This window comes from Leucobacter faecis, from assembly GCF_054456635.2.
Genome location: NZ_JBTJEP020000007.1, coordinates 1 through 26,528, shown reverse-complemented (window position 1 = coordinate 26,528; position 26,528 = coordinate 1). Strand labels below are relative to the sequence as shown.

At 64.0% G+C, this 26,528-nt stretch carries 21 protein-coding genes and 1 rRNA gene; 14 read left to right on the top strand and 8 right to left on the bottom strand.

From position 1 onward, the window contains the following. Nucleotides 1-42: 42 nt before the first annotated feature. The 3 genes from ACXR2T_RS07365 to ACXR2T_RS07355 all read right to left on the bottom strand — a co-directional run bounded on the left by ACXR2T_RS07365 (nucleotide 43) and on the right by ACXR2T_RS07355 (nucleotide 1,816). The gene (locus ACXR2T_RS07365; protein WP_458840157.1) at nucleotides 43-582 is read right to left on the bottom strand and encodes a flagellar basal body-associated FliL family protein; all 540 of its coding nucleotides are present in this window, start codon (nucleotides 580-582) and stop codon (nucleotides 43-45) included. Further along, nucleotides 569-802 carry a hypothetical protein gene (locus tag ACXR2T_RS07360; protein ID WP_458840155.1) on the bottom strand — a complete coding sequence of 78 codons (234 nt, stop codon included), beginning with the start codon at nucleotides 800-802 and terminating at the stop codon, nucleotides 569-571. The genes ACXR2T_RS07365 and ACXR2T_RS07360 overlap by 14 nt, the downstream gene beginning before the upstream one ends. Nucleotides 803-907: 105 nt before the next feature. Next, nucleotides 908-1,816, bottom strand: coding sequence for a DUF308 domain-containing protein (locus tag ACXR2T_RS07355; RefSeq protein ID WP_458816419.1), 909 nt, complete (start codon nucleotides 1,814-1,816; stop codon nucleotides 908-910). 144 nt (nucleotides 1,817-1,960) lie between these two features. On the opposite strand from ACXR2T_RS07355, the gene ACXR2T_RS07350 reads away from it, so the two are divergent. From ACXR2T_RS07350 to ACXR2T_RS07335, 4 genes are all read left to right on the top strand, one after another. Continuing rightward, nucleotides 1,961-3,997 (top strand): hypothetical protein, encoded by a 2,037-nt coding sequence (locus ACXR2T_RS07350; RefSeq protein WP_458840154.1) that lies wholly within the window; start codon nucleotides 1,961-1,963, stop codon nucleotides 3,995-3,997. Next, on the top strand, nucleotides 3,984-5,684 hold the full coding sequence (locus tag ACXR2T_RS07345; RefSeq protein ID WP_458840152.1) for a class I SAM-dependent DNA methyltransferase: 1,701 nt from the start codon (nucleotides 3,984-3,986) through the stop codon (nucleotides 5,682-5,684). Before ACXR2T_RS07350 ends, ACXR2T_RS07345 begins: the two co-directional genes overlap by 14 nt. After that, nucleotides 5,677-6,798, top strand: a complete 1,122-nt coding sequence (locus ACXR2T_RS07340; protein WP_458840188.1) for a restriction endonuclease subunit S — start codon at nucleotides 5,677-5,679, stop codon at nucleotides 6,796-6,798. Before ACXR2T_RS07345 ends, ACXR2T_RS07340 begins: the two co-directional genes overlap by 8 nt. A gap of 328 nt (nucleotides 6,799-7,126) precedes the next feature. Continuing rightward, a complete protein-coding gene (locus tag ACXR2T_RS07335; RefSeq protein ID WP_458840151.1) occupies nucleotides 7,127-8,374 on the top strand; it encodes a Fic family protein in 1,248 nt (415 codons plus the stop codon). A gap of 136 nt (nucleotides 8,375-8,510) precedes the next feature. Here the strand turns inward: ACXR2T_RS07335 and relB are convergent, their stop codons facing one another. Next, complete coding sequence (gene relB, locus ACXR2T_RS07330; protein ID WP_458816430.1) at nucleotides 8,511-8,780, bottom strand: type II toxin-antitoxin system RelB family antitoxin; 270 nt, start codon at nucleotides 8,778-8,780, stop codon at nucleotides 8,511-8,513. 336 nt (nucleotides 8,781-9,116) lie between these two features. Between relB and ACXR2T_RS07325 the strand changes: the two genes are divergently transcribed. The 4 genes from ACXR2T_RS07325 (at nucleotide 9,117) to ACXR2T_RS07310 (ending at nucleotide 15,105) form a co-directional block, all read left to right on the top strand. Next, nucleotides 9,117-9,494, top strand: coding sequence for a hypothetical protein (locus tag ACXR2T_RS07325; protein WP_458840149.1), 378 nt, complete (start codon nucleotides 9,117-9,119; stop codon nucleotides 9,492-9,494). Continuing rightward, complete coding sequence (locus ACXR2T_RS07320) at nucleotides 9,491-9,868, top strand: helix-turn-helix domain-containing protein (protein ID WP_458840147.1); 378 nt, start codon at nucleotides 9,491-9,493, stop codon at nucleotides 9,866-9,868. Before ACXR2T_RS07325 ends, ACXR2T_RS07320 begins: the two co-directional genes overlap by 4 nt. A gap of 654 nt (nucleotides 9,869-10,522) precedes the next feature. Then, nucleotides 10,523-11,764: a Fic family protein gene (locus ACXR2T_RS07315; protein ID WP_458840146.1), complete on the top strand. Its 1,242-nt coding sequence runs from the start codon at nucleotides 10,523-10,525 to the stop codon at nucleotides 11,762-11,764. A gap of 140 nt (nucleotides 11,765-11,904) precedes the next feature. Further along, the gene (locus tag ACXR2T_RS07310) at nucleotides 11,905-15,105 is read left to right on the top strand and encodes a type I restriction endonuclease subunit R (RefSeq protein WP_458840187.1); all 3,201 of its coding nucleotides are present in this window, start codon (nucleotides 11,905-11,907) and stop codon (nucleotides 15,103-15,105) included. 33 nt (nucleotides 15,106-15,138) lie between these two features. On the opposite strand, the gene ACXR2T_RS07305 is transcribed toward ACXR2T_RS07310, so the two are convergent. Further along, nucleotides 15,139-15,705, bottom strand: coding sequence for a DJ-1/PfpI family protein (locus ACXR2T_RS07305; RefSeq protein WP_458816438.1), 567 nt, complete (start codon nucleotides 15,703-15,705; stop codon nucleotides 15,139-15,141). 169 nt (nucleotides 15,706-15,874) lie between these two features. Between ACXR2T_RS07305 and ACXR2T_RS07300 the strand changes: the two genes are divergently transcribed. Together ACXR2T_RS07300 and ACXR2T_RS07295 are read left to right on the top strand one after the other, a co-directional pair. Continuing rightward, on the top strand, nucleotides 15,875-16,660 hold the full coding sequence (locus ACXR2T_RS07300; protein WP_458840145.1) for an IclR family transcriptional regulator: 786 nt from the start codon (nucleotides 15,875-15,877) through the stop codon (nucleotides 16,658-16,660). Nucleotides 16,661-16,729: 69 nt separating this feature from the next. Then, on the top strand, nucleotides 16,730-18,118 hold the full coding sequence (locus ACXR2T_RS07295; RefSeq protein WP_458816442.1) for a DUF2130 domain-containing protein: 1,389 nt from the start codon (nucleotides 16,730-16,732) through the stop codon (nucleotides 18,116-18,118). 15 nt (nucleotides 18,119-18,133) lie between these two features. Here the strand turns inward: ACXR2T_RS07295 and ACXR2T_RS07290 are convergent, their stop codons facing one another. Beyond that, nucleotides 18,134-19,219 carry a LacI family DNA-binding transcriptional regulator gene (locus ACXR2T_RS07290; RefSeq protein ID WP_458840143.1) on the bottom strand — a complete coding sequence of 362 codons (1,086 nt, stop codon included), beginning with the start codon at nucleotides 19,217-19,219 and terminating at the stop codon, nucleotides 18,134-18,136. A gap of 104 nt (nucleotides 19,220-19,323) precedes the next feature. Here ACXR2T_RS07290 and ACXR2T_RS07285 point away from each other — a divergent pair, with 104 nt between their 5' ends. Continuing rightward, a complete protein-coding gene (locus tag ACXR2T_RS07285; protein WP_458840141.1) occupies nucleotides 19,324-20,394 on the top strand; it encodes a C45 family autoproteolytic acyltransferase/hydrolase in 1,071 nt (356 codons plus the stop codon). On the opposite strand, the gene ACXR2T_RS07280 is transcribed toward ACXR2T_RS07285, so the two are convergent. Further along, nucleotides 20,384-21,991 (bottom strand): amidohydrolase, encoded by a 1,608-nt coding sequence (locus ACXR2T_RS07280; protein ID WP_458840139.1) that lies wholly within the window; start codon nucleotides 21,989-21,991, stop codon nucleotides 20,384-20,386. The genes ACXR2T_RS07285 and ACXR2T_RS07280 overlap by 11 nt on opposite strands. Then, nucleotides 21,988-23,436 carry a purine-cytosine permease family protein gene (locus ACXR2T_RS07275; protein WP_458840137.1) on the bottom strand — a complete coding sequence of 483 codons (1,449 nt, stop codon included), beginning with the start codon at nucleotides 23,434-23,436 and terminating at the stop codon, nucleotides 21,988-21,990. The genes ACXR2T_RS07280 and ACXR2T_RS07275 overlap by 4 nt, the downstream gene beginning before the upstream one ends. A gap of 78 nt (nucleotides 23,437-23,514) precedes the next feature. Between ACXR2T_RS07275 and ACXR2T_RS07270 the strand changes: the two genes are divergently transcribed. The 3 genes from ACXR2T_RS07270 (at nucleotide 23,515) to ACXR2T_RS07260 (ending at nucleotide 26,507) form a co-directional block, all read left to right on the top strand. Further along, nucleotides 23,515-24,147: a TetR family transcriptional regulator gene (locus ACXR2T_RS07270; RefSeq protein WP_458840135.1), complete on the top strand. Its 633-nt coding sequence runs from the start codon at nucleotides 23,515-23,517 to the stop codon at nucleotides 24,145-24,147. A gap of 47 nt (nucleotides 24,148-24,194) precedes the next feature. Continuing rightward, the gene (locus ACXR2T_RS07265; RefSeq protein ID WP_458816454.1) at nucleotides 24,195-24,551 is read left to right on the top strand and encodes a VOC family protein; all 357 of its coding nucleotides are present in this window, start codon (nucleotides 24,195-24,197) and stop codon (nucleotides 24,549-24,551) included. Nucleotides 24,552-24,980: 429 nt separating this feature from the next. After that, nucleotides 24,981-26,507, top strand: a 16S ribosomal RNA gene (locus ACXR2T_RS07260). Nucleotides 26,508-26,528 lie beyond the last annotated feature (21 nt).

The following is a 26,528-nucleotide window of genomic DNA, read 5'->3' as shown; positions in this document are numbered from 1 at the left end:
GCCTCGACGCTATCACTCGGCAGCGTCTAGCCCGTCTGAGACTTACTCACGAGTGGGCGGGCTATCCGTCCGCTCGACGAGTAGGTTCAGCCCCGCATCGGGGTGGTACGTCCAGGTTGCTAGGAAGTCGCCCCACGCTTGCTCACGAGTGCCGTCGAGGGAACGGGTGCGGCCGATCTTCACGTCGAGACTCTCAGGAGCGCCCTGCGACTCGAGAAAGCACCAGACAGTGTCATAGCTTGCGCCGGTGATCTTGGTTACGCGAGCAAACTCGATGCCCTCGCCGCCGTCGAGACGCTCATACTCTCCTTCGCCAGCGCCGCACTCCTGAGCCGCGAGTTGAAACGCCTCATTGCGCTCGGTCACGGCGTCTTCGAGACTCTGTTCTTGAGCTGCGCGTTGCTGCAGCACGAACGCAACTCCGGCGCCTGCCGTGCCGAGCAGCATTACCGCGCATGCGCCAGCGATGAGCGCGATCTTGGTCCCTGAGGTTTTGCCTGTCGTGGCTTTGCCGACAGCGGCTTCGCCGGCCGCCAGGCCAGAAGGCACCGACGAGAGTTCGGGGGATTCAGTGTTCGTCATGGGGTGTTTCTTTCTGTGCACGCGTCGTCGGCTGGCTCACCATGTGTGCTCCCGCGTCGGGGAGTCCTAATGCCGTTGCGATCATGAAGTTCCCCGCCATCAGGTGCTTAACGGGTACACCATTGATCGTGAAATCATCTTGGGCGCAAGAACTGCCCGTGCCGCCCGTGCCGGCCGAAGGGGTGTCGTCGTCAGAGCGAGGAATATCTGAGGTGTTCATGGGTGCTTGAGCCTCCGGTAGATATATGGGCGTGACGTTGGGGTGGTTAGCGAGGTGAGCAACAGGCGGGCTTCGTCTGTGCGACGAAGCCCGCCTGTAGCACCGCTACTGCACCGCGACGAATACCTTGTCGCCGAGCAGCTCGGGCTGTACGGCGATCGTGCCACCTGCAACCTCGGCTGCGGGCACGGTGAACACGAAGTTGCCGGTGCTGCTCGCGCCCGGGTACAGGGTGCCGATCACGTCGAACGGCTCGGGCGCGACGACCATCGAGTCGTAACTCTTGAGCGTGTTGCCGCCGCTCGTCACAAACTCGGTGGTGAGAAACGGCGTCGTGCCGGTTTCGTCGGTGCCGTTGTAGGTGGCGGTGATGTTGACGAGCACGTAGACGCTGCCTTCGGGGGCAGGCTCATTGAACTGGTTTGCGTCGGCGATCGCCTGCGATGCGTCGAGGTTCACGCTGTTGACGGTGGCGCTCCAGTCACCCTGCTCGATCAGGCTACCGAGGGCGGCGGGGTTGGCGCGGGTGCCCACCTCGGCGCCCGCCGCTTCGTCGGTGTCGCTTGCAGCGTCGGTCGACGCTTCGTCGCCCGACTCCTGTGGCGCTGAGACGGAGGTTTCACTCCCAGAGAGAGCGTCATCGATGCCCGCGGCGAGCGTGCCAAAGAACACGACGAACCCAACGATGGTGCCCACGATGGAGAGGATCAGGGCTGAGAGGCCGAGGCCCTTGCCCTTACCCTTCATGAAGAGGGAGACGATCGAGAGAATAAACGCGACGGGCAAGAGCACCCATCCGACGATGAGCGCGCCGGGCATGCAGGCGAAGATGAACCCGACGATCGCGGTGATGAGCGCGACGAGGCCAATGGTGTTGCGAGGCTTCTTAGCCGGTGCCGCAGCCGGTCCCGCAGCCGGTGCGGTCGCTGCCCCGGTCGCCGCCCCGGTCGGAGGGGTAGCTGCCGCGGGCTGAGGCGTGGTCGCCACAGGGGGAGTGTTTTCAGGAAGAGACATCGGGGCTCCTAGCATTGATGATGGCTGGTGGGTGATGAATCGACAATAGAGCTGGCACGAACCATGTTGTCCCGAGACCGTCGATAAGCCCCCTTATCAATACTTCGCAAGCAAATAAGCGAGCAATCACAGTACGATCAACACATGACCACGACAGACCGCACCGGGCAATTCATCTCGCCCTCGCAGATCGCGCAGCTTGCGCGGGTGCAGCGTCCCGTCGTTTCGGCCTGGCGATCACGCTTCGCGCAAAGCTCCACACCTTTTCCTTCGCCCCAGGCCCACGAAAAGGGCACCGATCTGTTTGACGCGCACGACGTGGCAGCGTGGCTCGTGGACACGGGGCACGGCAACAACCCCGACGCGGTTGCAGACGCCGCGGCCTTCACCGACCCGGTCGCGCAGGCCGGCCAGCACGAGGCCCTCGTCGAGGCGCTCATCGCCCTGCGGGTGCGGGTGGGCGAACCCCTCACAGGCCGTGACCTCGACACGCTCGCGGTCACCCACGATCGGTCAGACCGAGCGCTCGCCGCAGAGATCACGACCAGACCAAAGGGCACTGACTGGGCCGCGTACCTCGACGCGCTCGTCGACGCCGCCTACTCGCCCGAGGGTGCGTGGAAGCGGCGAGTAGCTGCGGCCCGGCATCGGTCGAACGACGGCCCCGCGGGCGCACTCGACGCTGACGCGCTGCACCTGCTGCGTCTGCTCGTCACGCAGGCGATGCCGCCCGCCATGCTCGATCTGGCTTGCGCGGGCGCCCCGCTCGCAGATGCTGCGACGTTTCGTGACCTCGTCGACGGGCCAGGCGAAGACACCGAGCGGTGTATTGCGCTGCCCACAGACGGCAGCGCCAGGCATGCGGCCAGGTACCTCCTCGTGCATGGCCACGAACCAGCAGACACACCGACACCGGCGTCCCTGGTCTTCGCGCGGCTGCCCGGCCTGGCACCCCAGGCAGAGCTTGCGGCGCTCGAGGAGCTCGTGATCGAGCTCGACGAGTGGCAGACGGCGCTCGTGCTCGGCCCAGACACCCTGCTCGTCGACGAGCTCGCGGGCCCCGGCGAGGCGTCGCGCGACGCGCTCCTGCGTACGGGCCGGGTGCGTGCGATCGCGCGGCTGCCAGCGGGCTGGGTGCCCGCGGCGCCCCGCCACAGTCTCGCACTGTGGCTGGTGGGCGGGTCGCAGCGCGCGGGCGGCATCGCCGAGCGCATCTCGGCAATCGGCGACCTGCGCGGCACGCGCCTCACCCACGCCGGCATGCGCGACCTCGCAACTGACCTGTCGAGCATGCTTGGCAGCATCACGCAGGTGCGCGGGCACGCGTTTCGCTACCTGCGGGTGGTGCGCACGTCCCGGCTGCTCGCTGAGGGCGGTTCGCTCGTCGCGCACGGTGCGCTGGCGGCCCCGCTGATCTCGGCGCAGCCGGCTCCCACCGAGCTCGCCGCGGCCGTCGATGCGGCGCTGGCTACCCTCCGCGTGAGCCCGGCGCCTGCCGCGCCTGTCACCCCCGTGACCGCGACGCCCGGCACACAGACGCTCGCGGTGACGGCGCAGCAGGCGCTCGATGCAAAGGCGCTGCGGCTGCTCGGCGGCGCGCGCCTCGACCCCAGCGATATTGCGGGTGCAGGCACGCATGATCCGGATCAAACCGGGCGGGCTGCCGGGTACCGCGTGATCGGTGCGGCCGAGGTGCGTGGCGGGGGGAGCGAGCGTGCGATCGACCCGTTGCGGCTCGCGGCGGCGTACCCGCGCGCGATGCTCACCGAGCCGGGCGACGTCGTGTTTACGGCGGGCAGCCACCCGGCCGCGCTTGTGGACCGCGAAGGAACGTCGGTCGTGGAGTATCCGGCGCGCGTGCTGCGTGCCACGCCAGATGGCGGCCTGCACCCCGACGTGCTCGCGGCCGACGTGGCCGCGCAGCAGCCGGGCAGCCCGTGGCGCGGGTGGCAGCTGCGCCGAGTGCACGCCAAAACCGCGCCCGCGCTGTCTGAGGTGCTTGCTACCCTGAGGGCCGAGCACCGGGCGCTCGAAGCACGCGCCGCCCGCATCGAGCGGGCCGAACGGCTACTCATCGATGCCGCCGCTGCGGGCGTGCAGCTCGCGCCACAAGAACCAACCGCGACGTTACCTACTTCTCACTCACCCGCCGATGAAGGGACCACCCATGCCGCCTCGTAAGAAGACCGCGGGGGCGCCAGCCGCGCCCTCGACCATGAAGGAGCTCAAAGACACGCTGTGGAAGGCGGCCGATAAGCTGCGCGGGTCGATGGACGCGTCGCAGTATAAAGACGTCATCTTGGGGCTCGTGTTCTTGAAGTACGCGTCAGACGCGTTCGACGAGCGGCGCGAGCAGATTCGGGCAGAGCTTGTCGCAGACGGCTACGAAGCAGACCAGATCGCCGACATCATCGATGAGCCCGAGGAGTACACCGGCAACGGTGCGTTCTGGGTCGACGCGCGTGCCAGGTGGCAGTACCTCGCCGAGCACGCGAAGGGGCTCGCCGGGGTCGACGGCCAGCCCGACAAGCAGATCGGGCAGCTCATCGACGAGGCGATGGAAACGATGATGGCCGCGAACGGGCAGCTCGAGGGCACGCTGCCGCGCATCTTCAACCGTGACAACCTCGACCAGCGCCGGCTCGGCGAGCTCGTCGACCTGTTCAACTCGGCGAAGTTTGCGGGCCAGGGGCAGGGGGCTGAGAGCGGGCGGCGTGCGCGCGACCTGCTGGGTGAGGTGTACGAGTACTTCCTTGAGAAGTTCGCGGCGGCCGAGGGTAAGCGCGGCGGCGAGTTCTATACGCCCGCGGGCGTGGTGCGGGTGCTCGTTGAGCTGCTGCAGCCGGCGAGCGGCCGCGTGTATGACCCGGCGTGCGGCTCGGGCGGCATGTTTGTGCAGGCCGAGAAGTTCATTGACGCGCACCACGGTGAGGGCGCCGATATCTCGGTGTACGGGCAAGAGCTCAACGAACGCACCTGGCGCATGGCGAAAATGAACCTCGCGATTCACGGGCTCTCGGGTAACCTCGGGTCGCGTTGGGGTGACACGTTCGCGCGCGACCTGCACCCCGATGTGCAGTTCGACTACATCATGGCCAACCCGCCGTTCAATATTAAGGACTGGGCGCGCAGCGAAGACGACGCCAGGTGGCGGTTTGGTGTGCCGCCCGCGGGCAACGCGAACTACGCGTGGATTCAGCACATCATCTCGAAGCTTGCGCCTAACGGCACGGCGGGCGTGGTGATGGCGAACGGTTCGATGTCGTCGAACTCGGGCGGTGAAGGTGCGATTCGCGCGCAGCTCGTCGAAGCCGATCTGGTGTCGTGCATGGTCGCGCTGCCCACGCAGCTGTTTCGCTCGACCGGTATTCCGGTGTGCGTCTGGTTCTTCGCGAAGAACAAGGCCGCTGGCGGTGCTGGTGCCGGCTCTGCAGCTGGTGCCGGTGCTGTTGGTGCCGTGTCCTCTCCCACCGTCGACCGCACGGGCGAGGTGCTGTTCATCGACGCCCGCGAGCTCGGCCACATGGTCGACCGTGCCGAGCGTGCACTGAGCGATGAAGACATCGCGAAGATAGCGGGCACGTTCCACGCGTGGCGGGGCATCGAGTCTGAGGCGGCGGCTGCGGCCTGCCCCGAGGGGTACGCCGATGTGGCGGGCTTCGCGAAGTCGGCGACGCTCGCCGAGATCAAGGCGGCCGACTACGCGCTCACACCCGGCCGGTATGTCGGGGCTCCCGAGCCCGAGGACGACGGCGAGCCGATCGCCGAGAAGCTCGATCGCCTGCAGACGGAGCTCTTCGCGCACTTCGCAGAGTCGGAGCGCCTGGCCGCAGTCGTGCGCGAGCAGCTGGGGCGTGTCGATGTCTGAGTGGCGGGAGGTAACGCTTGGTGAGGTAGCGCCGTTGAAGTATGGCAAATCGCTTCCTGAGCCTCAACGAGAACCCGGAATAGTGCCGGTTTATAGTTCCGCAGGGATTACTGGGGCACACTGTTCGGCACTTGTCGAAGGTGATGCAGTCATCATAGGGCGAAAAGGAAACGTAGGGAGCGTGTACTTTGCGCGCAAATCGAGCTTCCCTATTGATACTGCGTTTTACACGCAAGGATCGTTCGACACCAACCTTCATTTTCTTTATTACCTGCTTACCGCTTCGGGGCTCGACAGGCTAAGCCGAGATAGTGCAGTTCCTGGGCTGCGTCGCGAAGAATATGAGCGTGTGAAAGCACTCCTGCCATCGCTTGCGGAGCAGCGCGCGATCGCGGAGGTGCTGGGCGCACTCGACGACAAGATCGCGGCAAACACCCGCCTCGCCGCCACCGCCGACGCGTTCTTGCGCAGTCAAATTGATGCCCAGTGGCTGAAAGGAACTGACCGGTCTGCGACACTGTCTGATTTTGTCGAATTGAATCCCAAAGAGAAGCTGGCGAAAGGGTCGTCTGAGACCTCGTATATCGACATGAAACGATTGCCAGAAGTCGGATGGTCGATTGAGGGGCAAGACAAGCGGCCCGCCAAGGGCGGGGCGCGGTTTGCGAACGGGGACACGTTGCTCGCCCGAATTACGCCATGCCTTCAGAATAGGAAGACTGGTTTCGTTGACACGTTGAACGACGGAGAGATTGCGGTCGGTTCGACCGAGTTCATCGTATTGCGTAGCCGCGCAAGTATTGCGGCACCAATTTCTTTCCTGCTGGCCACAGAGTCGCGGTTCCGAGAGTTCGCAATTCAAAGAATGATCGGAACTTCGGGCCGACAGCGGGTTGCCGCCAGCGCACTCGAAGGGTTCGCGATGCCCGCACCCGACATGTCGTGGCTAAAGGAATTCGGTGAACAGGCAACCTCTATGTTTGCGTTAGTTCGTTCAACTGCAGCAGAGAACCGCACGCTCGCCGAGACGCGGGACGCGCTGCTGCCGAAGCTCATGAGCGGGCAGCTGCGTGTGCGCGACGCCGAGCGCATCGCAGAGGCCGCGGGAGCCTGATCCGGAACGATCATGTTCACCTGCGCCTATGCTTTCGACCCGCGCCTATGCTTTTGTCCCTGATAGAGGCGACGATTCCATAGGCTTCAGTCGAAAACATAGGCGCAGGTCGCCACAGCACGTGTAAAGCGCCTTTACACATCAACAAAACGTGTAAAAAATCGGGCCGATTTTTTACACGTTTTCTGAACGTGGCAAAAGGGTTGCTATGTCCTCGTGTGCTCGGGCGCCGAGTTGATAACGGACCACCCATCTATTATCAAAAACCGCGAGTTTTGATAATGAACTGTGATTTGATTATCAAAACACGAATTGGTGAGGTGGCACGATGATGCAGCAAGGTGAAGGGGATGTTCCCTCGTGGCCTGCGCTTGACCACGAGAAACAGGTATGGGAAGGCGGGCAGTTTGCCGCCGTCGGCCCCGCGGCTACGCAACTTGCTCAGCGAGGCGCGACCTATTTCTCTGCGGTACCGCCGTTCATCGCGCACCGTGTGCCTCGCGTCACACCAGAGGTTGACAATCTTGCCCGAGAAGCGGAACAAGAACTCGCCCGCTTCGACGCAGAATGCGGCTACAGGCTGGCTGCGTTTGGCCCGATCCTGCTGCGTTCTGAGGCTGCGTCGTCGTCTCAGATCGAGAACCTCACTGCCTCTGCCCGACAGATCTTTACGGCAGAACTCGGCGGGCGTGGTGCCCGCAACGCGGCTGAGATTGTGGCGAATACGAGAGCGATGATGGCTGCGCTAGAGCTCAGCGACTCGATTGATGTCGAAGCTATACGGCAGATGCACCGAGTACTGATGTACGATCAACCGCGCCATACGCCAGGGGAGTACCGTGGCGAGGCGGTGTGGATCGGGTCAAGCGCGTATAGCCCAATCGGAGCAACCTACGTGGCGCCCGCTGAGAACCGGGTGCCAGAACTCATGCAAGACCTCGCAGCGTTCTGTGGCCGCAGTGACTTGCCGGGCCTCGTGCACATGTCGATTGCGCACGCACAGTTTGAGACGATCCACCCGTTTAGCGACGGTAATGGTCGCACTGGTCGCGCGCTAGCGCAAGCGATGCTGCGCCACAGTGGCATCACTCGAACTGTTGCGGTGCCCGTGTCAGCAGGACTTCTCACCGATGTGCAGGGGTATCACAGCGCGCTCGCCGCCTACCGCGAAGGTGATGTCGGGCCTATCGTGCAGCAGTTCGCCGCAGCGTCACTCTTGGCGGTGCCTAACGGCCGTATGTTGCTCGAAGAACTCGATGCAGTCGCGTTGCAGTGGCGAGAAGCTACACGAGCCAGGCAGGGGAGTGCGAAACAGAAGATCCTCGACTATGCCCTGGAGCGGCCAGCGTTCACCGCAGAGATGGTCGCACGGGCGCTCAGTATCGCTCCGTCAAACGTCTATCGCTATCTCAAGAACCTTCGTGACGAGGGCGTGCTTGCCTACAAGGTTGAACACAAGGGGCCAGCGGTGTGGAGAGCACCAGCGGTGCTCGAAACGATCGACGCGTTTGCTGCGAGAGCTGGGCGCCGCACGCTCAAAAAGGAGCCCAGCACAGACTCGGCCCGCAATGACTGACTTGTCGTGGGGTGGGTCGGGAACGCAGGCTGTGGCCTCAGCGGCTCCCTCGACGTGCAGGGTGGCTGGCGAGGTGAGGCGTGGAATGTACTGGCTTACTTGTAGACGGTGTAACGCACCGGCCACGCGTGGTCACTCACTGAATGTTTTCAAGCAGTGAAAGGTCGGGGTCGCCTTCGGCTCCAAAATCGCGGCGAAGGCCACTCAGCTCGCGAGTGGGCATTTCGCCAGTGGCAACCTGGCGCGAAATCTCGCTGGCGAGGTACGCATCTTCGATGTCTTCGAGGTGCTGTTCGATTGCTTCGCGTGCGTAGAAGGCTTTGCTGCGGTGTGTGCGTTTAGCGAGCAGATCAAGACGCTCACCGAGGGCTTCGGGGAGACGGATCGTGACTACATGACTAGACATGTAATCAAGATTACAGTTTGCCAGGGAAGCGAGCCAGAAGCCGACACCTTCGGTCGCTATCCGGTACCCGAGTGGATAACTGCCTCCTCGATCACTATCAAAAACCGAGATATTTGATAATCGATCGCCCGAGGGCGCCGCCGAGCTGGTGGTTGAGGCAGCGGATTCAGTGACTCCGTCGTTGCGGGGGATAAATGTAGGTGATTCCGCGATTCGGCAGCGCTCCGGCGTCAGCCCCGGTGCCGGAGCTTGACAGCCCAAAGTGTGCAGGGTGCAAACTCGTTGGTAATGCGTGAGTCCGGGGCCGGCGAAACACCCAAGGAAGAGTGTTAAGTTATGAGTGAACACATTAGGAGGTTGTGGTCAAGCTGCGACACGGTGTTCGCAATGAACCGGAGGTCGGGGAAGAGCGATGCGTTTGATTTCATTCAAGCCTTACAGCTGCGGTTTCGCGTGCGGTACGAGCGATACTTGGAGTACTTGCGTGATGGCATTCCAATCAAGTCTCCCGAGAATTTTCGCCGGCTCAGCTCAGCGGGTGAAGACCCAACGGTCTATGAGATCAAAGTCGACAAATATCGGCTGTACGTCGTGCGGTATCAAGCCTGCTGGTATGTGACGCACGGTCGTGTAAAGCCAAAAGACAGCCAGGTTCCACGGGAGGTTCGCAAGGCGCTCGACATCTTTTGGGAATGGAATGGGGACGAGTTATGAGTACAGATATTTTTAGGGGCGGCGATCCGAAGCATGACCTTGTCTACGCTGAGGAGGCCGCCAAGATTGATGCGGCTGAGCGCATTGCAGCCGCCCTGGAGCGTAGTGGTGTGAGCCGCGCTGAACTTGCACGCAGGCTTGGTGTCAGTCGAGCAGAGATCACCCGCAGGCTGAAGGGTGAGCACAACATTGGCGTGGGCACGCTCGCCGCAACACTTCACGTTCTTGGCGAGACGTTGTCTCTGAATCGACATGTAGGTGTCACGGGTGTGGCGGACGGCAGCTCACTCTGGAGGCTGCCTGGCGCTACTGCGCCACGCCGCACATCAACTAATGGTGTCTGGGCCCGAGCGGAGGGTGAGCCACGTGCTTGAGAAAGGCGGAATGGGCTACGTTGCAGGGCCTCGAGTGCTCACCGTGGAAGTCGACGGGCAAGGTGTGTATGGGCCTCATGTCGCCTGGAGCGTTGGATATGCGCCAGAATGTGACGAATTTGGGAGCAGGTTCTTGCTCGGTCATCTGCATGTTGCTGGGGAGCGTGGATCGGTCACCGTTGACGTTGGCGCGCAACTCGTTGAAGGGTGGGATGGCGTAGCTCAATCCGTCGATGGTGTGCGTGAGTTTGAGGTGGGTCTGGAACGGGCTCGGGACTTTGGAACGATATATGTGACGGCGCGAATGGCGGCTTTGGGGGCGCTGGGGCTTGTGGAATCTCGCACCGAGGTGCCTGCTATAAGTCCAGAGGTCAGGCTTTCTGCTCTCGTGCGTGTAGAAAGACTGAGTTGATAGCGGCCTCCTCGATGATTATCAAAAACCGCGACTTTTGATAATCAATAGCAGCCACGCAACCAGTCAATATGGCCGGGCCATTTCGATTGATTCAGCGGTCCCGGGGTTAAATTAGGTCGGAGGCGGTGTCGCTCACTGTGCGAGTTCCTGGTGAAGATGCGATTCACTGCGCTTGCGAAGTGATGGATGCACATCGCCTTACCAACACTTATCGGAATAAGTGTTGGTAAAATGGTGCGGTGGCAACAGATATTGCGAGGGCACTGATTCCAATTCATGCGGTCTCGTTTGAGGAGTTCGAATGGAAGCCGCGCGTGCCCGAAATCTACACTCGCGCGGAACTTGAGCGGCAGACTGGAACCTACCGGGCTTCTGTTGCTGCCCCAATCGCGGAATGGGTGCCTGCCTTTCCTGCCGAGGCGCTGGCTGATGTCGAAGATGCAACACGCCAATTGGTCGAATTTGACCTGCACGCGCAGCGCACCCTCGCAAGCGACAACCCTGCCCTCGGCCCGATGTCCGCAATTCTGTTGCGTACGGAGGCTGCTTCGAGCTCACAGATCGAACAGTTGACGACCTCGGCGAAGCAGCTTGCGCTCGCTGAGATCGATGAGGGCGATAGGGCGAACGCGCGGGAAGTCATCGGCAACGTGCATGCGATGGAAGCCGCACTGGGTTTAGCTGGCGACGTGAACGAGGAATCCATTCTCGCCATGCATAAAGCTCTGATGCTGCACCAGCGTGGGTTCGATCCCGTGCTCGCAGGGTGCTTCAGGGCCGAGCAGGTGTGGATCGGGCCGGGGGAGGCCGGGCCATTGACCGCAGACTTTGTGGCACCTCACCACACCCGCGTGTCCGCTGCCATTGCCGACCTCATTCGGTTTGTGCGGCGGCAAGATCTGCCAGTGTTGGCGCAAGTGGCGGTGGCTCATGCGCAGTTCGAGACGATCCACCCGTTCCCCGATGGCAACGGTCGCACAGGAAGAGCTCTTGCCCAGTCAATCTTGCGCAACAAAGGCCTCGTGAAATCGACCGCAGTACCGATCTCAGCAGGACTGCTTGTCGACATTGACCGTTATTTCGCCGCTCTGGGTAGTTTTCGCCAGGGAGATGCGGCTCAGATCATTCATGAGTTTGCGCGCGCCGGTCGGGTCGCGGCCGTCACTGGCCGCGACCTCGTGAATGATCTCGCGGCTCAGCTCGACGACTCGAAGGCCAAACTGGCGGGCATTCGCTCCGATGCAGCCGCATGGCGGATCCTGCCGACGCTGATCAGCCAGCCCGCGGTGAACACGAAGCACCTGATTCGGGCTCTTGGGCTGGGAGAGATGGCGGCGCTGCGCGCCCTCGACGCAATGGTTGCAAGGGGAGTGCTCGTTGAAACGACAGGGAAGTCACGAGGGCGAGTGTGGCAGCACCGCGGCATCTTGGGCGTGCTCGATGACTATGCGGCGCGGATTCGGCGCATGTCGGCGACGTAGCACTCTCGGTCGCCATGCTTAACGCAGGTCTTGTGCCCAGGTATCGAGGGACCGGGCGTCACATTCGCTAGGGTGAATGAAGGTGTGAAGATCACCGACGAGCACCTGCCGCACCAACGTAGAACGGACGACACCGCATGATGCGCACGAGCGAGGCCGACTGGGAGAACCGGGTGCTCGACCAGCTGGCAGAGCCGCTCGGTTGGCGGGTCGCGGTCGGGTCAGACATTGCGCCGGGCACCGGCGAGCGCGAGTCGTGGGGCGAGCTGCTCATCAAGCCGCGGCTCGTCGAAGCACTGCGCAGGCTCAACCCCGGCGTGCCCGCCGAATACCTGCTGCAGGCCGCGAGCGAGATCGCGACACCGTCGTCGCAAGACGCGATCACCGAGAACCACCGGGTGCACGAGTGGCTCGTCAAGGGCTACCAGCTCAGCTATCTCGACGCAGACGGTGTCGAACAAAACCCCACGCTGCAGCTGCTCAGCCCAGACCCGGCTCGCAACGACTGGCTTGCTGTCAACCAGGTGACGCTGCGCGAAACCCGCCCCGGTCACGGCGAGGCCCACCGCCGCTTCGACGTTGTGCTCTACGTCAACGGCATGCCGCTCAGCGTCATCGAACTCAAAAGCGCAGGCTCCACCGCGACCGTCGCGCACGCCCACGCGCAGCTCGAAACCTACCTCGAAGAGTTTCCACTCGCATTTCGGTTCTGCGTGTTCACGCTCGCAAGCGACGGGCTCTCGGCCCGCTACGGCACCCCATTCACACCGCTCAACCACTTCTCGCCCTGGAACGTCGACGGCGACGGCCACAAACTCGCGCAGCCGCGCATCGACCGTGTCGCAGGACTTGACACCGTCGTCGACGTGCAGCCCATCGACGACGCCGTCTACGGTCTCTACGATCACGCCCGCATGCTGCAGCTCACGCGGCACTTCACCGCGTTCGACGAGGGTGACCAGGGCCTCAGCAAGCGCATCGCCAAACCGCACCAATTCTTTGCCGTCGAAAAAGCGGTCGCCGCGACGGTGCACGCCGTCGACTCCGACGGCAAGGCGGGCGTCGTGTGGCACACGCAGGGTTCGGGCAAGTCGATGGAGATGGAGCTGTACGCGGGCCTCGTCTCGCGCCACCCAAAACTCAAGAACCCCACCCTCGTCGTGGTCACCGACCGCACCGAGCTCGACGGTCAACTGTTTGAGACGTTCAAACGCAGCCAGCTGCTGGGCGAAACACCCCGGCAGGTCGCCAGTCGCGAAGAACTGCGCGTCGAACTGAGCTCACGCGTCACCGGCGGCATCTACTTCACGACGCTGCAAAAGTTTGGCCTCAGCAAGGCCGAGAAAGACGCGGGGCTTGGCCACCCGCTCTTGAGCGAGCGCCGCAACGTCATCGTCATCGTCGATGAGGCGCACCGCAGCCATTACGACTCGCTCGACGGCTACGCCCACCACCTCAAGCGTGCGCTGCCACACGCGACCCTCATCGCGTTCACGGGCACCCCCATCTCGTTCGATGAACGCAACACCCGTGACGTTTTCGGCGACTACATCGACATCTACGACCTGAGCCGTGCCGTCGATGACGGCGCCACCGTGCCCGTCGCGTTCGAGCCCCGGCTCATCAAAGTGGGGTTCTCGCACGAACTCACGCCCGAAGAGATCGACGCGGCCGCCGACGAAGCGACCCTCGGCCTCGACGACACCGAGCGCGCCAAGATCGAGGCCTCCGTCGCGGTCATGAACGCCGTCTACGGCGCCCCGCAGCGCATCGATGAGCTCGCGCACGACATCGTCACCCACTGGGAGCGCCGCAGCCGCGCCATGCGCCCGCTCATCGAGGGGCCCGGCAAGGCGCTCGTCGTGGGCGGCACCCGCGAGATCTGCGCCAAACTCTACGACGCGGTCATCGCGCTGCGCCCCGACTGGCACGATGACGATCCGCTCGCGGGCCGCATCAAGGTCGTCTACTCGGGCACGCCGTCAGACCCCGCGCTCATCAAGAAGCACGTGCGCCGCGACTCAGAAAACACGCGCGTCAAAGCGCGCCTCAAAGACCCAGACGACGAGCTCGAACTCGTCATCGTGAAAGACATGCTGCTCACCGGCTTCGACGCGCCGCCGCTGCACACGCTCTACCTCGACCGCCCGCTCAAGGGCGCGCTACTCATGCAGACCCTCGCGCGCGTCAACCGCACCTTCCGCGGCAAACAAGACGGGCTGCTCGTCGCGTACGCCCCGCTCGTCGACAACCTGAGCGCCGCGCTCGCCGAGTACACCGCCACCGACCAAGAGACCCGGCCCGTGGGCCGCGACACGGCCGAGGCGATCGCGTTCGCGCACGAACTCGTCACCGAGCTGCGCGCGCTGCTGGCGGGCTGTGATTGGCAGCGCGTCGCACGCTCCGGATCCCCTCGCGCACTCATCACCGCCGCGACCATCGCGACCGGCTATCTGCGCGATCCGGCACACGTTGCCGCAGATGGCGTGACGCCGGCGGCGACGCGGTTTCGTGAGCTCAGCAGCAAGCTTGCCCGCGCGTGGGCGCTTGCGGCGGGCAGCGAACAACTGCCCGAGCTGCGCGACGAGATCTCGTTCTATGAAGAGGTACGGGTGTGGATGGCGAAGTACGACTCCGCGGCGCGCCAGGCGCTCGACGAGCCGGTGCCCGAGGAGGTGCAGCGGGTGCTGCGCGGCCTCGTCGCCGAGTCGACCGCGTCGAATGAGGTCATCGACATTTATGAGGCAGCCGGGCTGCCGGGGTTGTCACTCGACGACCTCGGCCCCGACGCGCTCGCCCGCGCGCAGCAGGCGTCGAATCCGCAGCTCGCTATCGAGGCGCTGCGGGCGCAGCTCACCCAAGAAACCCGTGAGGTATCGCGCGGCAACCTCGTGCGACAGCAGACGTTTTCGGGGCGCATCACCGAGATCATGAACCGCTACACGAACCAGCAGCTCACCGCCGCGCAGGTCATCGCCGAGCTGTTTAGCGTCGGCCAAGAGATCACCGCCGAAGCCGCCCGCGGTGAACTGTTTGACCCTCCGCTCACGCGCGACGAGCTCGCCTTCTTCGACGCGGTCGCCGCCAACGAGTCAGCCAAACAGCTGCAGGGCGATGTGGCGCTTGCCCAGATCGCCCGCGAGCTCGTGCAGATCGTACGCCGCGACGTGCGCACCGACTGGAGCGTGCGCGAGAACGTGCGGGCTAAGCTGCGCTCGTCGATCCGGCGCCTGCTCGTCAAGTACCGTTACCCGCCCGACCAGCAGCCCGCCGCGATCGACCTCGTGATGAATCAGATGGAGGATCTCGCGCCGAGGCTCGCGGCCGAGCGGGCCGCGTAGCGCAGCCCACGCAGCTGCGCCACGCCAGCAGAGTTACGCCGTGATGCCGCGCTCGTCGAGCAGCGCGAGAAACGCGCGCATCCAGGTGCCGTTGTCGGGCCAGGCCCGCGCCGACACCAGGTTGCCGTCGACGACGTCGCCGCCGTTCTCAAACGTGCCGCCCACGGCGGTCACATCGATCGCCAGCTCGGGGTAGGTCGACGTGGTGCGGCCGTTCAGCACGCCCGCTGCGGCCAACAACAGCGGGCCGTGGCAGGTCGCGGCGACCGGGGCGTCCTGCGCAAAGAAGTGCTGCGTGATGCGCTGGGCGTCGGCGTTGTTGCGCAGGTACTCGGGGGCGCGGCCGCCGGGCACCACGATCGCCACGTAGTCGTTCGGGTCGACATCGGCGAGTGCCACGTCGGCGTCCCACGTGTGGCCGGGCTTCTCGGTGTACGTGTCAAAACCGTCCACAAAATCGTGCACCACGAACTGCAGTTTGCGCTTTTCGGGTGCGCCGATGTGCACCTCGAAGCCAGCCTCCTGCAGCCGGTGGTAGGGATAGAACACCTCGAGGGTTTCGGCCGCGTCGCCGGTGATGATGAGAATCTTGTTCGCCATGGTGTGCTCGCTTTCGGTGTCGGGCGTCGATGCCAGACTGGGGGAGAGACGGAGTGTCTACCTCCACTGTGCGCGCGACGGGCGGAGCCTCGCCAGCCGCGTTCTCACTGTGTGCAAAAGCGGGGCGAGATCGTTGCCTTTTGCGGGCCAGGCGTGCTTATCATGGGGCATGGCCGCCCGCCCGCTCGATGAAGTAGCCCCGATCCGCTCTGCAGACCGAGTGCTGCAGGTGCTTGACGCGGTGGCCGAGGCGCCTGACGGGCTCACCGCGCGCGAACTCGCGAGCGAGCTGGGGCTCACGGCACCCACGACCTACCGGCTGCTCGGCACGCTCACGGGCCGCGGATACCTCGTGCGCACTCGCGCCGCACGCTACCTGCTCGGCCGCGCGGTCGAGCACCTGGGCCGCGCGATGCACGCGCAGCTCGCCGTCACCCCGGGTGTGCGCGAGGTGCTCAGTGGCCTGCGCGACGCGGCGCGCGCGCCCGCCTACCTCACTGTGTTTCGGGGCGGTGAGATCGCGGTCGCTTACGTCGCTGATTCGACACGCTATCGCCGGATCGGGCAGCTGCACGTGGGGTTTAATGAGGCCGCACACGTCACCGCGTTTGGCAAACTCATGCTTTCGGGGTGCGATGAGCGCGAGCTCACCGGGTACCTCGAGCAGCACGGGTTGGCGCGGGTCGCGCCGCAGAGCGTGACGAACGCGGCCGAGTTGCGTGCCCAGCTGGAAGACGTGCGTGCGCAACAGTTGGCCGTTGAAGTCGACGAGTACATGCCGCACCTCGCCTGCATCGCGGCCCCCGTGCGCTCGCCTTCTGGGGGCCTCGTGGGCGCAGTGTCGCTGTCTACCTCGAGCGAAGATTTTGCGGCGCGTGCGCACGAGCTTGAGCGTATGGTGCGGCGCGGCGCGTGGCATGTCTCGAGCAGTCTCGCGAGCAGTCTCGCGCAGTGAGCGGGCGGGTTTCACTGTCTTGGGCATGGCCGCGGTAGCGCTGTCGTAGGCTCGCCGTAGGGTGGTGGCATGAACGAGATCAAGTGCCCACACTGCGGGCAGACGTTTACCGTCGACGAGGCCGGCTACGCAGACATCGTGAAGCAGGTGCGCGACAGCGAGTTTGAGGCGCAGCTGCACGAGCGGCTTGAGATTGCCGAGGCCCAAAAGCGCAGCGCGCTCGAACTCGCCGCGGCCAACGCCCGCAGCGAGATGCAGCGTGCCGTCGCCGAGAAAGAGGCCGAGACGCAGGCGCTGCAGGCGAAACTTGAAGCCAGTGAGACCGACCAAAAGCTCGCGGTGACCGAGGCGCTTGCGGCGCTCGAAAAAGAGCGCGATGCGCTGCAGAGCGATCTAGCGGTGGCGCGACAAGAGCAGCAGACGGCCGCCGAGCTTGCCGCGTCAAAGCTTGCGGCCGAGCAACAGAAAGCGGCGGCCGAGCGCGCGGCCGAGGTGCAGCAACTCAAGGCGCAGCTCGCCTCGGCCACGCTCGAAAAACAGGTTGAGCTCGCGGCGGCCGTCGGCAAGGTCGAGAAGCAGCGCGATGAGCTCAAGAACAGCCTCGACCGCGCGGCGCTTGAGAAAGAGCTCGCCGAAACGTCGTTGAAGGACAAGTACGAGACGCAGATCAAAGACCGTGACGACATGATCGAGCGGCTGCGCGACATGAAAGCGAAGCTCTCGACCAAGATGGTGGGCGAGACGCTCGAGCAGCACTGCGAGATCGAGTTCAACAAGCTGCGGGCGACCGCGTTTCCGCTCGCATACTTCGAGAAAGACAACGACGCCCGCACCGGCAGCAAGGGCGACTACATTTTTCGTGACCTCGACGCGGCGGGCACCGAGATCGTGTCGATCATGTTCGAGATGAAGAACGAGGCCGACACGACCGCCACCAAGAAGAAAAACGAAGACTTCTTCAAAGAGCTCGACAAAGACCGCACCGAGAAGGGCTGCGAGTACGCCATTCTCGTGTCGCTGCTCGAACCAGAGAACGAGCTTTACAACACGGGCATCGTCGATGTTTCGCACCGATACCCCAAGATGTTTGTCGTGCGACCGCAGTTCTTTGTGCAGATCATCACGCTGCTGCGCAACGCCGCGATGAACGCCCTCAAGTACAAGACCGAGCTGGCGCAGGTGAAGGCGCAGAACATCGACATCACCGACTTCGAAGACAAGCTCGAAACATTTAAGAATGCGTTTGGACGCAACTGGCGCCTGGCCTCAGAGGGGTTCGAAGAAGCGGTGAAGCGCATCGACGAGTCGATCAAGGACCTCGAGAAGGTGAAGCAGGCGCTGCACAAGTCGGCCAACAACCTGCGGCTCGCAAACGACAAAGCCGACGACCTCACCATCAAGAAGCTCACCCGCGGCAATCCGACGATGACCGCGAAGTTCGCCGAGCTCGAGCAGTGATCCGGATCCCCGGCGTCAGCCGCGCGCGGTTGACGCCCGGGCCGTCAGCGTGATCGCGGGGCCGCGCAGGGGAGCCGCGGGCGCCTCGCCGTTCGCGACCGCGATCGCGGCGTCGACCGCGGTGCGGGCGAGATCGTCGGGGTGCAGGTCGAGGGTGGTGACTGCCGGCGTCGACACCAGGTTGGCCGGGGCGCCCGATGCCGCGGCGACCAGCACGTCGCCGGGCACCGAGAGACCGCGCGCCGTGAGCGCAGTGAGTAGCCCGTCGGCGTGACGCCCGGTGAGGCAGTACACCGCGTCGGGCACGAGCTCGGCATCACCGTCAGGGGCGCCGGCAGAGGTGTCAGCAAAGGCGCTGCCAGCATCGCTCTTCGAGCCGAATAGTTCCCCGGCGATCGCCTCACCCGCGGCCTCGCCGAGCGCTTCGGGGTGTGATGCTGCGCGGGCCACGATGCCTCGCTCACGGCACCACTGCGCATAGTGTCGCAGCGACTCGGCACGCCACCCGTTGGGCTCGGTGCCCACGACAAGCGCTGGGCGACGCGCCCCCTGCGCCCAGAAGTGGTCGAGCATCACCCGCATTTCCTCGTCGATGCGGGTGTCGATCGCGGCGAAGGCGTCGGGCCGCGCCGGGTCGGCGCCCACGGTCACGAACGGAATCTGTGCGGCATCGAGAGTGGTGAGAATCGGGTCGTTCTCGTGCGGCATGAGCACGATGAACGCGTCTGCCGCGAGTGCACTATTGGGGCTGTCGGGCTGGGTCGGGTCGCCGACCAGCATGAGCGTGTAGCCGCGGTCGAGCGCGGTGAGCGCCGCCGCTCCCGCGAGGCGCATGAAGAAGTCGACGCCCTGGGGCATGGGATTCTCGAGGGTGTGCAGCGGTCGAATGATCAGCCCGAGAATGCCAAAGCTTGAGGTGCGCAAGCCTCGGGCAATCGCGTGCGCGCGGTAGCCCTGCTCGCGGGCGATGCGTCGCACGCGCTCAGCGGTGTGCTTGTTGACCGTGGTCTTGCCGTTGAGGGCCAGCGAGACCGTCGCGGGCGAGACCCCGGCCGCCCGCGCCACGTCTTTGATGGTGGTTCGTTTTCCCTGCGCCCGCATGGGTTCAAGCCTAGTTGTTTAAATCGATTTAGAAACCTAGGCTCGAACGCACGGCGCAACGAGCGCCACCAAGCATCCGCACCGATCAACGGAGATTTCCTCGCATGTCCCACGAGCCCCAGCAACCTTCACGCCAACACCTCGTCATCACCGGTGCGACGTGCGCCGAGCTCGGCGCGAGTCGCGGGGCGCAGCTGCGCGACACCCTCGCCGCCGCCTATGAGGAGTACGCCGAGCTGTTTCGCGCCGCCGGAGTCGACGAGGCCACCGAACGACAGGCCGCAGCAGTGACGCTTGACACACTGCGCGCGTGGCGCCCAGAAATCGTGACCGAGTTTGAGGCGATCGCCTCCGCGGCCGAAGTCACCCTCGAGCAGGTCACCGCGCTCAATGCCCGCACCGAGGTGCTCGCCGCCTCGGCGAAGCCCAGCAACGAGTGCTCGACGATCGCAGCGCTCGTGAACGGCCGCCAGCGCGGGGTGCAAACGTGGGACTGGCACGTCGAACTCGACCCGTTCTGGCACACACAAGAGGTCGCGGGCCCGGGCTACCGATTCGCGGGCGTCACCGAGCAGGGCATCATCGGCAAGATCGGGGTCAACGAGCGAGGGCTCGCACTGCACTTCAACATTCTCGGCCACGAACAAGACCGCCCCGGCGGGGTGCCGATGCACGTGCTTGCGAACGTCGTGCTCGCCGAGTGCGCGACAGTCGCCGAAGCGATCGCGCTCGTGCGTGCGGCCCCCATCACCTCGTCGTCAGCGTTTACCCTCATCGACGCGGGGCGCGCGGTGTCGCTCGAGATCACCCCGGTGGGGGTCTTCGAGATTGAGCAGCAGGCGGGCGCGGTCGTGCGCACCAACCACTTTCAGGCGCCGCTGCCGCTCGAACGGCAGAAGCCCGTCTACGAGCCCGACTCATCGCAGCGGCTCGCGCTCGTACAGCGCCGGCTCGCGACCGGGCTGCCCGCGGGGGACGAGCAGCTGGTCGCGCTGCTCGAAAGCGGCGCGGGGGAGCCGCCGCTCACCTGTGTGCCCGACATGACTCAGCCGCTGGGCGAGCGCTGGGCCACCCTCTGCACGGTGCTCACCGACCCCGCCGCCCGCTCCCTGCGGGTGCTCGACGGCACGCCGCTCGACGCGGGCAGCAAGGAGTGGCGCACGCTCAGCGTGTAACGAGGAGCGGCTCGCCATCGACCACGGTGGCGAGCACACGCACACCCGCCTGCGCCTCGGGCGCAAGCATCGTCGGGTCGGCACTGAGCACCGTGAGGTCTGCCGCGTACCCCGCCGCGACAACGCCCCGCTCGCTGGGTTCCCCGCTCGCCTCAGCCGCCGCGACCGTCATCGCGCGGTACGCCTCACGCGCGCCGATGCGCTGCGTGGGCTGTACCGGCTCTTGATCTGCGTCAGCAAGCGGTCGTCGCAGCTGCGCCTCAGCGAGCGAGATACGCGGGTCCGCCTCGCCGATCGGCCAGTCAGAGCTGAGGGTCACGGTCGTGCCCGCATCGAGCAGGTCGCGCACGCGCCAGCCCTGCGCGGCGCGCTCGGCGCCGAGCCGCTGCGACCACGGGTCGTCGCCCGTGGCCCGCGTGAACCGGGTTGCGTGCGTGGGCTGCAACCCAGCGACGACCCCGAGCGACGCGAACCGCGAGACCAGCCGGTCAGGAATCGACTCGATGTGTTCGATGCGGTGCGGCGCGGCCGCGGTGTGCCCGGTGCTCTCGATCACGTCGAGCACATACTCGACGGCCCGGTCACCGATCGCGTGCGTCACGGTCGGCAGCCCGGCCGCCGTAAAAAAGGCTACGGCCGCGCGATACGCCTCGGGGTCACGCCACAGCGCCTCACGGTTCTCACCGTGGCAGTCGGGGTGCTCAAACCAGGCCGTGCCGTTGTCGGCTGTGCCATCGAGCATTAACTTGACCCCTGCAACGTGCCAGCGCCTGCCGCCGCATGCTGCAAGCGCGGCGATCTCGGCCCACACATCGGGCCCAGAATCTGCGGGAACGAGCGGGAAGCACCGCACCCGTACGGGCAGCTCTCCCTGTGTTTCGAGGAGCTCGTAGAGCTCGTTTGATGGGTCATGAAAGTCGAGGGCGTGCACTTCGGTGAGCCCGGCGCAGGCGAACTGGGTGAGCGCGTCGAGCAGGTACTCGGCCTGCATTTCGAGCGGCGCTGCCGGCAGCGCCGAGAAGACCAGATCCATCGCCTGCAGCTCAACCAGCCAGCCTGTCGGCCCCGACGCATCGCAGACGACCCGAGATGCGTCGGCAAAGGTTTCGTCGCCCGTGATTCCCGCCGCCTCGATGGCCGCGGGGCTTGCTACCACGGCGTGCGCGTCGCTCGTCATGAGCACGATCGGCACACCCGCAAACCAGGTTTCGAGCACGCGGCCGCAAGGTTCTGGCCCAAACACGGCAGGGTCGAGCGCGAAGCCGCTCACCCATGCGCCCCCGGCCGCGGCGGGCGCGATCCGGCGCCGCAGCTGCTCGAGGCTCGTAACACCGGTGAGATCGACGCCGCCACCGCGGCTCTCAGAACCCCACACCGGGTGCGTGTGGGTGTCGACCAAGCCAGGCAGGATCGCGGCCCGCGGGCCAAAGTCGAGCCTGCGGGCCGCGGGGTTTAAGGCCGCAAGTTCGGGGCCGCCGGTGGCGATGATCCGGCGCCCAGATATGGCGACGTGGGTCGCTCTGCCGGGCCCGGGGGCCTGATCTGAGGCGAAATTGAGCACGCCTCCGGCTGAGATGAGGAGATCTGCGTCGGTCATGAATCCTGATTCGTGAGGGGCCACGTGAAACGGCCAGGGCGGGCGAGGAGCGCGTAGACGAGCGCGCTCACCGTGACGCCGACGGGCACCGAGAGGTCGATGTACCCGAGGGCGACGGCGAGCGGGCCGGTCCACACGTCGGTGGAGAGAAAGAGCGCGGTCGCGAGCGCACCGAGCGCAAACGACGCAAGACCCGCGACGCTAAAGCCGGCGCGGTACCAGTACCGTGACGTGCGGCTCTCATCGAAGAGGTCGAACGCATCATATTGATTGCGGCGCAGCAGTACGTCGACCGCGTAGATCGTGATCGAGGGCACCGACACGATCAGCAGAAACTGCAGCATCAGGTTGACCGCGTCGATGAGGCTCGTCGACGCAGCAAGGTAGATCGTGAATGCGGTGCCAAGCGCGCCGATCAGAACCGCCGATGGGATGCGCCGGATCGGCACGCCGACCGCCTGCAGCGCCATGCTCGCGGTGTAGGTCGTCATGCCGTTGAGCGCGATCGTGTTCAGAATGATCGCGCCAACAAAGATGGGACCAAACCAGCCGGGCAGCAGGTCAAGAAGCGCGTACTCAATGCCGAACTCGAGGGCCTGTGCGCCCACAGCGGTCGCGAGCAGAGTGCCTGCCGCGGTAGCAAGAAACCCGGTAACAGCCCCGCCGAGTGCCGTGGCGAGTGCGATGTGAGTGGGCGAGGCAGACCGGGGAAGGTAGCGGGCAAGGTCGGCGCTGTTGTTATAGGACAGCGGTGTCGAAGCGAGAATCGCGAAGCCGATTGAAAGCGACGACCATAGCTCCAGGCCGTGCAACGGTTCGGGCTGCGCGAACGATAAGTCCATGAAAGGGCTGAGAAATGCAATCGCTACGGTGAATACGATCAGCAGCGTGATCGTGACGAACGTGTAGGCGCGCAAGATAAGTGCATGGCCGTAGACGGCTACGAGTACGGTGATGGCGGCAATGACGATCGCTACGCCGGCGGCTGTATAGAAGCCACCGGCGCCGATGCCCAGGCGTGTGACGAGCTCGCCTCCCATGAACGTTGAAGCGACCCAGTTGAGTGCGAGGAAGACGCCCGAAATGAGCCAGCCCAGCAGCGCCACAATGACACGGTTCCCGTTGATGCCATAGATTGCGCGAGTAATCACAGAGCCGGAGGTGCCGACGGCCGGGCCGCTCGTGGCGAGGATGCCAGGAAATGCCCAGAGCACGCTTGAGACGGCTATGAGTAAAATCGCCTGCCAAATCTCGAGCCCCAGGACGAGCACCAGGGAAGCCCCGACGGTGAGGCTCAGCACGCTGATGTTGGGCGCCGCCCACACAGCCAGGAGATCGCGTGGGCTACCGCGCCGCTCACTCGGTGAGATGAGGTCGATGCCGCGAGTCTCTGGGTGGCGCGCTGCCTCTGCTGTCGTGTGTGGTGGAAGGACCGTTTCGGACATGGTGGCTCCTTTGCCGAGCAAAACAATTGGACACGTGTACAACACCTATTTGGTCACTTATTCAATAGGATGGGTTGCGTGGTGTCAACTTCGGCCAAGAAGCAGGTGCGCAAGCCCGCGGCAGAGCGCAAGCGTGAGGTTGTTGAGCATGCAGCCGCCATTGCGCTGGACGCCGGGCTCGAACGAGTGACCGTGAGGGCGGTCGCAGATTCATTGGGTGTGCGGCCGGGGTTGATCGGTCACTATTTTCCGGCCGTTGAGTCATTGGTGATTGCGGCGTTCGAACTGGCGGCCCAGCAAGAGCGGAAGCGCATGTTTGCTGTTGCTGTCGCTGAGACGGCAAGCGTAATCGACCGGTTGGCAGCTTTCTCGGCGTACGCGGTTTCAGAAGAAGCCGGGCCACTGGCCCGGTTATGGCTCAACGCACGCAACCTGTGCCGCTTCGTGCCAGCCCTGGAAGCTGCCATCGCGAGCCAAGAAAGCTTCTACCGGAGCCACATGCGCGCCCTTGTTGCCGAAGGGTTGGAAGATGGCAGCTTCGCCGGAGTTGATGCAGACGAAGCCGCGGCTCAGATCTTGATTGCATTCGACGGTGTCGGTGCTTACGTCAACGCCGCCGAAGAGGTGGCGGAGCCCGCGTACCTCACGTTTGTGGCGCGAGTGGCTGAGTTGGCATGCGGGCTCGCGCCCGGGGTGCTGAGTCGCAAATAGGCCGGGACCCCTTGTGGGAGATCGTTGGCCGAGAATAGGATCGCGACATGCAACAACGCCACCACGCTATCGACTACATCGAACTGGGCGCCCCAGATCTTGCCGCAACGAAGCAGTTCTATGAAGGCGTGTTCGGGTGGGGCTTCAACGACTACGGCCCAAGCTACGCAGGGATCCAGGGCGAAGGCGGCACGGGGGAGATTGGCGGGCTAGACGCCGGGACCACCCCCGGGCCAGGTGGCCCCCTCGTGTTGATCTACTCCGACGACCTTGACGCAACGCTCGCCGCGATCATTGCGGCCGGCGGTGCAGTAACGAATGGGCCTTATGAGTTTCCCGGCGGCAGGCGTGCGCACTTTCGCGATGTTGCCGGCAACGAGTTGGGGGTCTGGACGAGGGCGTAGACACCAAACCGCCATCTGGGGGAAACATGCGGGCAATTGTCGCGACACGCCGGTGATCTATGCCCGGTTTGCCCTCGGGGGCAGATCTGCGTAATGTTATCTCTTGTCGCCGCAACGAAGCCGGGCCGCAGAGCGGGCCGGCTGAATTAGCTTGCGGTAAACACCACGGTTTTTGGTGGTGTGGATGGCAGTAACTCTTCGGGAGGCTTCGGCTGGTACGGGGGGTGTCTGGTCCTTGAGAACTCAATAGTGTGCACTTGAAAATTGTCAAATGCCAAATTTTATATCCCGTCGCCAAGCTGTTTGGTTTGGTTGATGGCGATTCCTTTTGGACAAATTATATGAACGTCAGTATTGATGTTTGTTTTTGTCAGGTTGAACTCGCAGCACGTCTTCGCCTTATTCCGGTGAGCGTGTTTGCAATCGTTTTTTACGGAGAGTTTGATCCTGGCTCAGGACGAACGCTGGCGGCGTGCTTAACACATGCAAGTCGAACGCTGAAGCCCCAGCTTGCTGGGGTGGATGAGTGGCGAACGGGTGAGTAACACGTGAGTAACCTGCCCATCACTCTGGGATAAGCACTGGAAACGGTGTCTAATACTGGATATGCACAATGGCCGCATGGCCTGTTGTGGGAAAGATTTATCGGTGGTGGATGGACTCGCGGCCTATCAGCTAGATGGTGAGGTAATGGCTCACCATGGCGACGACGGGTAGCCGGCCTGAGAGGGTGACCGGCCACACTGGGACTGAGACACGGCCCAGACTCCTACGGGAGGCAGCAGTGGGGAATATTGCACAATGGGCGCAAGCCTGATGCAGCAACGCCGCGTGAGGGATGAATGCCTTCGGGTTGTAAACCTCTTTTAGTAGGGAAGAAGCGAAAGTGACGGTACCTGCAGAAAAAGCACCGGCTAACTACGTGCCAGCAGCCGCGGTAATACGTAGGGTGCAAGCGTTGTCCGGAATTATTGGGCGTAAAGAGCTCGTAGGCGGCTTGTCGCGTCTGCTGTGAAAACCCGAGGCTCAACCTCGGGCTTGCAGTGGGTACGGGCAGGCTAGAGTGCGGTAGGGGAGATTGGAATTCCTGGTGTAGCGGTGGAATGCGCAGATATCAGGAGGAACACCGATGGCGAAGGCAGATCTCTGGGCCGCTACTGACGCTGAGGAGCGAAAGCATGGGGAGCGAACAGGATTAGATACCCTGGTAGTCCATGCCGTAAACGTTGGGAACTAGATGTAGGGCCTGTTCCACGGGTTCTGTGTCGTAGCTAACGCATTAAGTTCCCCGCCTGGGGAGTACGGCCGCAAGGCTAAAACTCAAAGGAATTGACGGGGGCCCGCACAAGCGGCGGAGCATGCGGATTAATTCGATGCAACGCGAAGAACCTTACCAAGGCTTGACATGTAGAAGAACACTGTAGAGATACAGGACTCTTTGGACACTTCTATACAGGTGGTGCATGGTTGTCGTCAGCTCGTGTCGTGAGATGTTCGGTTAAGTCCGGCAACGAGCGCAACCCTCGTCCTATGTTGCCAGCACGTGATGGTGGGAACTCATGGGATACTGCCGTGGTCAACACGGAGGAAGGTGGGGATGACGTCAAATCATCATGCCCCTTATGTCTTGGGCTTCACGCATGCTACAATGGCCGGTACAATGGGCTGCGATACCGCGAGGTGGAGCGAATCCCAAAAAGCCGGTCTCAGTTCGGATTGGGGTCTGCAACTCGACCCCATGAAGTCGGAGTCGCTAGTAATCGCAGATCAGCAACGCTGCGGTGAATACGTTCCCGGGCCTTGTACACACCGCCCGTCAAGTCATGAAAGTCGGTAACACCCGAAGCCGGTGGCCTAACCCTTTTTGGGAGGGAGCTGTCGAAGGTGGGACTGGTGATTAGGACTAAGTCGTAACAAGGTAGCCGTACCGGAAGGTGCGGCTGGATCACCTCCTTTCTAAGGAGCACTCAACAGCAT